8 protein-coding genes are annotated in these 8,258 nt (G+C 31.9%); 1 reads left to right on the plus strand and 7 read right to left on the minus strand.

Translation table 11 applies throughout. The annotated features are described in order from the left end of the window. The coding region (locus Q0V15_RS10090; protein WP_297438602.1) for a phosphatase PAP2 family protein at positions 1-398 on the plus strand (398 nt) is incomplete at its 5' end. Between the two features lie 71 nt (positions 399-469). Here the strand turns inward: Q0V15_RS10090 and Q0V15_RS10095 are convergent. From Q0V15_RS10095 to Q0V15_RS10125, 7 genes are all read right to left on the minus strand, one after another. After that, a complete protein-coding gene (locus Q0V15_RS10095) occupies positions 470-1,318 on the minus strand; it encodes a 3-hydroxybutyryl-CoA dehydrogenase (protein ID WP_297438604.1) in 849 nt (282 codons plus the stop codon). Positions 1,319-1,460: 142 nt separating this feature from the next. After that, positions 1,461-2,468 (minus strand): electron transfer flavoprotein subunit alpha/FixB family protein, encoded by a 1,008-nt coding sequence (locus Q0V15_RS10100; protein ID WP_297438606.1) that lies wholly within the window; start codon positions 2,466-2,468, stop codon positions 1,461-1,463. A 22-nt stretch (positions 2,469-2,490) separates the two neighbouring features. Further along, complete coding sequence (locus tag Q0V15_RS10105) at positions 2,491-3,270, minus strand: electron transfer flavoprotein subunit beta/FixA family protein (protein WP_297438608.1); 780 nt, start codon at positions 3,268-3,270, stop codon at positions 2,491-2,493. 21 nt (positions 3,271-3,291) lie between these two features. Continuing rightward, positions 3,292-4,431: an acyl-CoA dehydrogenase gene (locus Q0V15_RS10110; RefSeq protein WP_297438610.1), complete on the minus strand. Its 1,140-nt coding sequence runs from the start codon at positions 4,429-4,431 to the stop codon at positions 3,292-3,294. A gap of 51 nt (positions 4,432-4,482) precedes the next feature. Then, positions 4,483-5,265, minus strand: a complete 783-nt coding sequence (locus Q0V15_RS10115; RefSeq protein WP_297438612.1) for a short-chain-enoyl-CoA hydratase — start codon at positions 5,263-5,265, stop codon at positions 4,483-4,485. A 165-nt stretch (positions 5,266-5,430) separates the two neighbouring features. Further along, the gene (locus Q0V15_RS10120; protein WP_297438614.1) at positions 5,431-6,072 is read right to left on the minus strand and encodes a redox-sensing transcriptional repressor Rex; all 642 of its coding nucleotides are present in this window, start codon (positions 6,070-6,072) and stop codon (positions 5,431-5,433) included. 359 nt (positions 6,073-6,431) lie between these two features. Continuing rightward, positions 6,432-8,258, minus strand: a 1,827-nt coding sequence (locus Q0V15_RS10125) for a heavy metal translocating P-type ATPase (RefSeq protein WP_297438616.1), incomplete at its 5' end; no start/stop codon positions are given.

An 8,258-nucleotide genomic window follows, 5' to 3' on the forward strand; every position in this document is an offset into this window, starting at 1 on the left:
TTGGATTTCTTATATATCTATCTCAAATTTTTAACATTATAGTGGTTAGTATATTAAAGGATTTAATTCAAAGACCTAGACCATTTTTGAGTCTACCTGATTTACATCCTTTAATATCACTACCAACATCCTATTCATTCCCATCTGGACATGCTTCTGCTTCATTTGCGTTTGCTGTAATTATTGCTTATTGCTTAAAAAAGTGGACTATTCCAGCTTATTTACTTGCTATAACAATAGCATTTTCTAGGGTATATGTCGGAGTTCACTATCCTTCAGATATTATAGTAGGTGCAATATTTGGAGTAATTAGTTCAATAATAATTATTTTATTCTATAATAAAATTTTACTTAAGTATTTTAAAAACAAGTTAATTAAACTTAAAATTGAATTTTAGTAAAAAAATTTGAGATACATAAATGATTTCACTCATTTATGTATCTCATTTTTTATTTCTTTATTTCTTTATTATTTAGCGTAATTATGGAATCCTCTTCCTGTTTTTCTTCCAAGAAGTCCAGCTCTTACATATTTTCTAAGAAGGCTATGTGCTCTATACTTTGTATCCCCTGTTTCTTTATATAAAACATCCATGATAGCAAGACAAACATCAAGACCAATTAAATCTCCAAGAGCTAAAGGTCCCATTGGATGAGCTGCTCCAAGTTTCATAGCTGTATCAATATCGTCCTCTGATGCAATTCCCTCAGCTAAAATTCCAGCTGCTTCATTTATCATTGGGATAAGAATTCTATTTACAACAAATCCTGGTGCTTCTGCAACTTCTACTGGAGTTTTACCAATATTCTCTGATATTGCTTTAACTGTAGCATAAGTTTCTTCTGAAGTAGCCATTCCTTTTATAACTTCAACAAGCTTCATAACTGGAGCTGGATTGAAGAAATGCATTCCGATAACTTTATCAGGTCTGTTTGTTGCAGTTGCAACTTCTGTTATAGATAATGATGATGTATTTGTTGCAAGAATAGTTTCTTCTTTACAAATCTCACCAAGCTCTGCAAAAATCTTTTTCTTAATTTCCATATTTTCAACAGCAGCTTCAACTACTAAATCACAATCAGCAGCCATGTTCATATCTACTGTTCCTGTAATTCTTGAAAGTATTTCTTCTTTAACTTCTTCAGTCATTTTTCCTTTTGAAACAAGTCTTGATAAACCTTTGTTTATTCCTGTAAGACCTCTATCAACAAACTCTTGCTTAATATCTCTAACTATAACCTCATGACCTTTTTGTGCGAAAGCTTGAACAATTCCAGCCCCCATAGTTCCTGCACCAAGTACAAAAATCTTTTCCATAATAAAAATCCCCCATTCTCATAATTTTTAATATAGAGGAGCTTACCCTAAAAGCTCCTCTATTTATATAACAAACTAATTTTCTTTTATACCCTTTAATTGAAAGTTAAACTTTAAAACCCAAAGTCTATATACTTTTCTATTACATTTCTTCTTGTATTTTCTTAAATTGACCTATAAATTCTGGAAGAACTTTTGCTACATCACCAACAATTGCATAATCAGCAAGCTTCATGATTGGAGCTGTTTCATCCTTATTTATAGCAATTATCATATCTGATTCTTGCATTCCAGCAACATGTTGAATTGCTCCTGAAATTCCACAAGCTATATAGATATTTGGTCTAACAGTTTTTCCTGTTTGTCCAACTTGATAATCTTTATCTACCCATCCTTTTTCAATTGCTGCTCTTGAAGCTGCGATTGATCCACCAAGTTCTTTAGCTAATACTTCTAATAACTCAAAGTTCTCTTTTGAACCAACTCCTCTTCCTCCTGCAACTAAAACAGTAGCTTCTGATATATCTGCTATATCTTTATGCTCTTTTATTATTTCTATAACCTTAGTTCTTATATCTGACTCTGCAAGCTTAACCTCTAAATTACTTACTGTAAAGTTAGTATTTGTTGATGGAAACTTTGCGAAAACTCCTGATCTAATTGTTGCCATTTGTGGTCTATGGTCAGGACATGCTATTGTTGCCATAAGGTTTCCACCAAAAGCTGGTCTTGTAGCAAGCAATGCTCCATCAGAAACTTCTACATCAAGACTTGTACAATCAGCAGTTAATCCTGTTGATAATCTTGCTGCAACTCTAGGACCTAAATCTCTACCTATAAATGTTGCACCTATAAATAATATTCCTGGTTTTCTATCATTTGCAAGTTCACAAATTGCTGTTGTGTACCCATCTGTTGTATAGTTTTTAAGAAGTGGATTATCCACAACTAAAACTTCATCTGCACCATGAGACCCTAAAACATTTGCAAGTCCCCCTATATCGTCGCCTAAAACTAAAGCTGTAAGCTTTGTTCCAAGTTTATCTGCAAGTTTTCTACCTTCGCCTAAGATTTCTAAAGAAACTTTTTGAAGTTCCCCAGCTCTTTGCTCAGCAAAAACCCAAACTCCATTGTAATCTGCTAAATTCATAAATTTGTACCTCCCCTTAAACTTAGATATAATGTTTTTCTTTTAATTTTGATAATACATAAGAAACTGCTTCATCTGCTGAACTATTTACAAGTTCACCTTTACCTTTAGGTTCTTTAGTCATTGATTTTTTAACCTTAGTTGGTGAACCTTTAAGTCCAAGCTCAGCCTTATCAACTTCGATATCATCTGCTGACCAAACTGTAATTTCTTTGTTTGCTGTAGCAAAAATTGCTCTAGCATTCATATATCTTGGGTGGTTAAGCTCTTTAATTGCTGTAAGTAAAACTTTACCCTCAACTTTAATAAGCTCATATCCATCTTCTAATGCTCTGTTAATTAATAACCCATCTTCCTCAACTGTAACACCTTGAACATAAGTTACTTGTGGAATATCTAAATGCTCTGCTATCTCTGGTCCAACTTGCGCTGTATCTCCATCAATTGCTTGTCTTCCTGCAAAAACTATATCATACTCAAGTCTTTTAAGTGCTCCTGCTAAAGCTTTAGAAGTAGCTAATGTATCAGCTCCTGCAAATGCTCTATCTGTAATAAGAACTGCCTCATCAGCACCCATGCATAAAGCTTCTCTTAATGCATTTTTAGCTTGTGGTGGTCCCATACTTAAAACAGTAACTTTTGCACCATTATTATCTTTAAGATTTAAAGCTGCTTCTAAAGCATGCTTGTCTTCTGGATTTATTATTGATGGAACTCCATCTCTTATTAATGTACCTTTAACTGGATCTATTTTAACCACAGTTGTATCTGGTACTTGCTTTAAACAAACTACTATATTCATTATTCCATGTCCCCCTCTAAATTATCTTAAAACACTTCCAGCAATAACCATTTTTTGAACTTCTGAAGTTCCTTCATATATTTCTGTTATTTTAGCATCCCTCATCATTCTTTCAACTGGATATTCTTTTGTATATCCATATCCACCAAAGATTTGAACTGCTTTAGTTGTAACATCCATAGCAACTTCTGCTGCATATAACTTAGCTCTTGCTGCTTCAACTGAATATGGAAGTCCAGCATCTTTAAGACAAGCTGCTTTATAAACAAGGTATCTAGCTGCTTCAACTTTTGTATCCATATCAGCTATCATCCATTGTAATCCTTGGAATGCTGATAATGGTCTACCAAACTGTTTTCTTTCTTTCATATATGCAACTGCTTCGCCTAAAGCTCCCTCTGCAATCCCAAGTGCTTGAGCTGCAATACCTATTCTTCCTCCATCAAGAGTTTTCATAGCTACTCCAAATCCTTTTCCAACTTTTCCAATTAAGTTTTCTTTTGGAACTATACAATTTTCCATAATAAGTTCTGTTGTAGATGAACCTCTAATTCCAAGTTTATCTTCTTTCTTACCTATTGAGAATCCTTCGAAAGATTTTTCAACTATGAAAGCTGAAATCCCTCTTGTTCCTTGTGTTTTATCAGTCATAGCAAATATGATAAATGTTTCAGCATATCCACCATTTGTGATAAATATTTTACTTCCATTAAGGATGTAATTATCTCCATCAACTTTAGCTGTAGTCTGTTGACCAGCAGCATCTGTTCCAGCACCTGGCTCTGTTAATCCAAAAGCACCAATCTTTTTCCCTGTTGCAAGGTCTGGTAAATATTTAGCTTTTTGAGCTGGTGTACAGAATTGATTTATTACTGAAGCACATAATGATACATGTGCTGATAATATAACTCCTGTTGTTCCACAAACCTTTGAAAGTTCCTCAACAGCTAAAATATATGCTAAAGTGTCTCCACCTGCTCCACCAAACTCTGTTGAAAATGGAATACCCATTATTCCAAGCTCAGCCATTTTTTGTACATTCTCCATTGGAAATCTCTCTGTTTGATCAATCTCTGCAGCTACTGGTTTAACATCATTTATAGCAAACTCTTTAACCATTTGTTTAACTAATTCTTGCTCTGTAGTTAATTGAAAATTCATGTAATGTAACCTCCCCCATTTTTAAATACAATATAAAAATCCACTTGGATATTATTGATTCTTGAAATTCTTTTCTCTTCTTTCTATGAAAGCTGACATACCCTCTACTTGGTCATCTGTTGTAAAACACTTCCCAAAATCTTCAGCTTCAATCACTAAGGCATTGTCTATATTAACCTGAGTTCCTCTGTTTATAGCATCTTTACAAAGTTTAACTGCAATTGGTGCATTTCCACTTATAAGTTTTGCCATAGTCATAGCCTCATCCATTAGTGTTTCTGGTGAAACAACCTTGTTAACTAAACCTATTCTTAAAGCTTCATCAGCTTTAACTATTCTACCTGTATATATTAATTCTTTAGCAAGACCTGCGCCCACTATTCTTGGAAGTCTTTGAGTTCCTCCAAATCCTGGTGTAATACCAAGACTAACCTCTGGTTGTCCAAATTTTGCTTTTTCACTTGCAATTCTAATATCACAAGCCATAGCAAGTTCACATCCACCACCTAAAGCAAATCCTGAAATAGCAGCTATTACCGGCTTATCTAAATTTTCTAATTTTCTAAACACTCTATTACCAAGTACTCCGAATTTTCTACCTTCCTCTTCATTTAAGTCTTTCATTTCAGCTATATCAGCACCAGCAACAAAAGATTTATCTCCTGCTCCACGAAGAATTACAGCATATACGTCTTTTTCTTCTTCAAGATGTGATACAACCGTATATATGTCATTTAAAGTTTCTGAGTTTAAAGCATTTAATGCTTTTGGTCTATTGATTGTAACTATCGCTATGTTTCCTTCTTTTTCAAGAAGAATATTCTTAAGTTCCATTATAAAATCCCCCCTCAATACCTCTAATATATATTTAATTTGTTAAGTTTATAACAAATTAAGCAAAAAAAATAATCGAAGTTTTTTCAAACTTCAATTAAATTATAATGTCTATTTATTCCATTTGCAATATATTTTTGTTTTTTTAACAATTTTATACATTTATTAGTTATCTTGATTTTTTTCATTTAATAAATAAACTAAAGTTAACATACTCTCACTTAAATGTACATTTTCAACAATTACATCATCTGGCACCTCTAAATCAAGTGGTGCAAAATTCCATATAGCTTTTATTCCTCTACTCATAAGACTATCAGCTACTTTTTGAGCATTAACTTTAGGTACACATATAACACCTATATCAATATTGTTTTTCTCTAAAAATCCTTCTAATTTATCAATATCTTCTATTGCTATATCTCTTATTTGAATACCTGAAAGCTTAGGATTTGCATCAAATATACCTTCAACAATAAATCCAAGTTTACCAAACTGATTATAGTTTGCTATTGCTTGACCAATATTTCCAGCTCCAATAATTACTATTCTATAAGCTCTATCTAAACCTAATATATTACTTATTTCATTGTATAAAGCCTTTACATTATATCCATAACCTTGTTGACCAAAATCTCCAAAGCAATTCAAATCTTGACGAATTTGAGAAGCTGTAAAACTTATTTTTTCACTTAACTCTTTTGATGATATTCTATCAACATCATTATCCATAAGCTCTCTTAAATATCTATGATACTTAGGAAGTCTTTTTATAACTGCCATTGATATAGACTTTCTTTTTTCCACTTTCTCCACCTCTTAGTATTAAACTTTGTTAAATATATAACATTCTTTATATATATTCTAACACAATTTTATTTTTTTTATCTATAAATTAACAAATTTTTCAATTCTATTTTTAAATTTTTTTTGAAATTTATTTTACACTTTAAGAATTACAGTTCAAAATTTATATAGAAAATGAGGCTTATACATAGCAACCTTAAGCTATGTACAAGCCTCATTGAGATAAACAGTATAAAATATACCCTATACCTGAACGTATTCTTATATATTAAGTATATTAACTATTTGTTAATTTGTCAACGTTTTTTCGTCATATTTCTCTTTTTTTTAACTTTTTTCTTAGCAGTTTTGTAAATTTATTACTTTTTTATTTTTAAAACTCGCATTGAGTTTAAAACTGCAATGATAGAAACTCCTACATCTGCAAAAACTGCTTCCCACATTGTTGCCATTCCACCTGCTGCAAATATCAATACAATTAACTTCACTCCAAGTGAAAATACAATGTTTTGCCAAACAATTCGTCTTGTTCTTTTAGCAATTTTTATAGCATCTATTATTTTACTTGGCTCATCTTTCATAATTACAACATCTGCTGCTTCTATTGCTGCATCAGATCCAACTCCACCCATAGCTATTCCAATATCTGCTCTAGCAAGAACCGGTGCATCATTTATTCCATCGCCAACAAAAACAACATGTTCTTTCCCTTTATGAGATTCCATAATAATTTCAAGTTTCGCAACTTTATCTTGAGGTAATAAATCTGTATATACTGCATCAAGTCCAAGCTCTTTAGCAACAGCATCTCCAACTCTTTTATTATCTCCAGTTAACATTACTGTTTTAATACCTAGATTTTTAAGATTTTTAATTGCTTCTTTTGAATCATCTTTTATCTTATCACCAATTAAAATTCTTCCTACATAGTTACTATCAAGTCCTATATATATTAAAGTTCCAAGTGCATTACTTTCATCAAATTTTATATTATTTTCATTCATAAGCTTAGAATTTCCAAGCAATACTTTTTTACCATTATATTTTACTGATATTCCTCTACCTGATAATTCTTCATAATCATTAATAAGCTCTTTATCTATTTCCATCTTATATTCTGAAATTATAGATTTTGCTATTGGGTGATTTGATAAATATTCACCATGTGCTGCTATTTTAAGAAGCTCCTCTGCTGATATTCCATTTGCTTTTATATCTAATACTTTAAACTTACCCTCTGTTAATGTTCCTGTCTTATCAAAAATAACAGTCTTAACTGAATTTAAAGCTTCTAAATAATTTCCACCTTTAACTAAAACTCCACTTTTTGAAGCTGCTCCAATTCCTCCAAAGAATCCAAGTGGTATTGAAACTACCAATGCACATGGACATGAAACAACTAAAAATACTAATGCTCTTTCTATCCACTCTGCAAAACTTGCTCCTGGAATAAGAAGTGGTGGTATTATAGCCAAAACTGCTGCAATTGCTACTACCACTGGTGTATAGTATTTTGAAAACTTAGTTACAAACTTCTCTGTTGGTGCTTTTTTATTCCCTGCATTTTCTACAAGTTCTAAAATTTTAGCAAGTGTTGATTCTTTAAAATCATTTGTTACTTTAATTTTTAAAGCTCCATTTAAGTTAATACATCCTGCTAAAACATCATCTGAAACTTTAGCACTTCTTGGTACAGATTCTCCTGTAAGTGCTGATGTATCAAGACTTGTACTACCTTCTATAATAACTCCATCAAGAGGAATTCTTTCCCCTGCTCTTACTGATATAATCTCTCCAACTTTAACTCCATATGGTGAAATTGCTTTTTCAACATTATCTCTTACAACTCTTGCAAAGTCTGGTTTAATATCCATAAGTGCTGTTATAGATTTTCTTGAGTTATTAACTGCATAACCTTGGAACATCTCACCTATTTCATAGAACATTATAACTGCAACTGCTTCTGGATGCTCTCCAATTAAAAATGCTCCTATACTTGCTATTGTCATTAAGAAATTTTCATCAAATATATTTTTTGCTCTTGCTATATTTTTTATAGCCTTCCAAACTGTTGGATAACCAAGAACAACATAACTTGCTACAAATATTGAATCTGTATAAATTTTATCTAAAGGTACAACTTGTGCAGCTATAAATAATATTACACCTATTACAAACCTTGTAAT

The sequence above is a fragment of the uncultured Clostridium sp. genome (genome assembly GCF_947036855.1).
Classification (GTDB): Bacteria; Bacillota; Clostridia; order Clostridiales; family Clostridiaceae; genus Sarcina.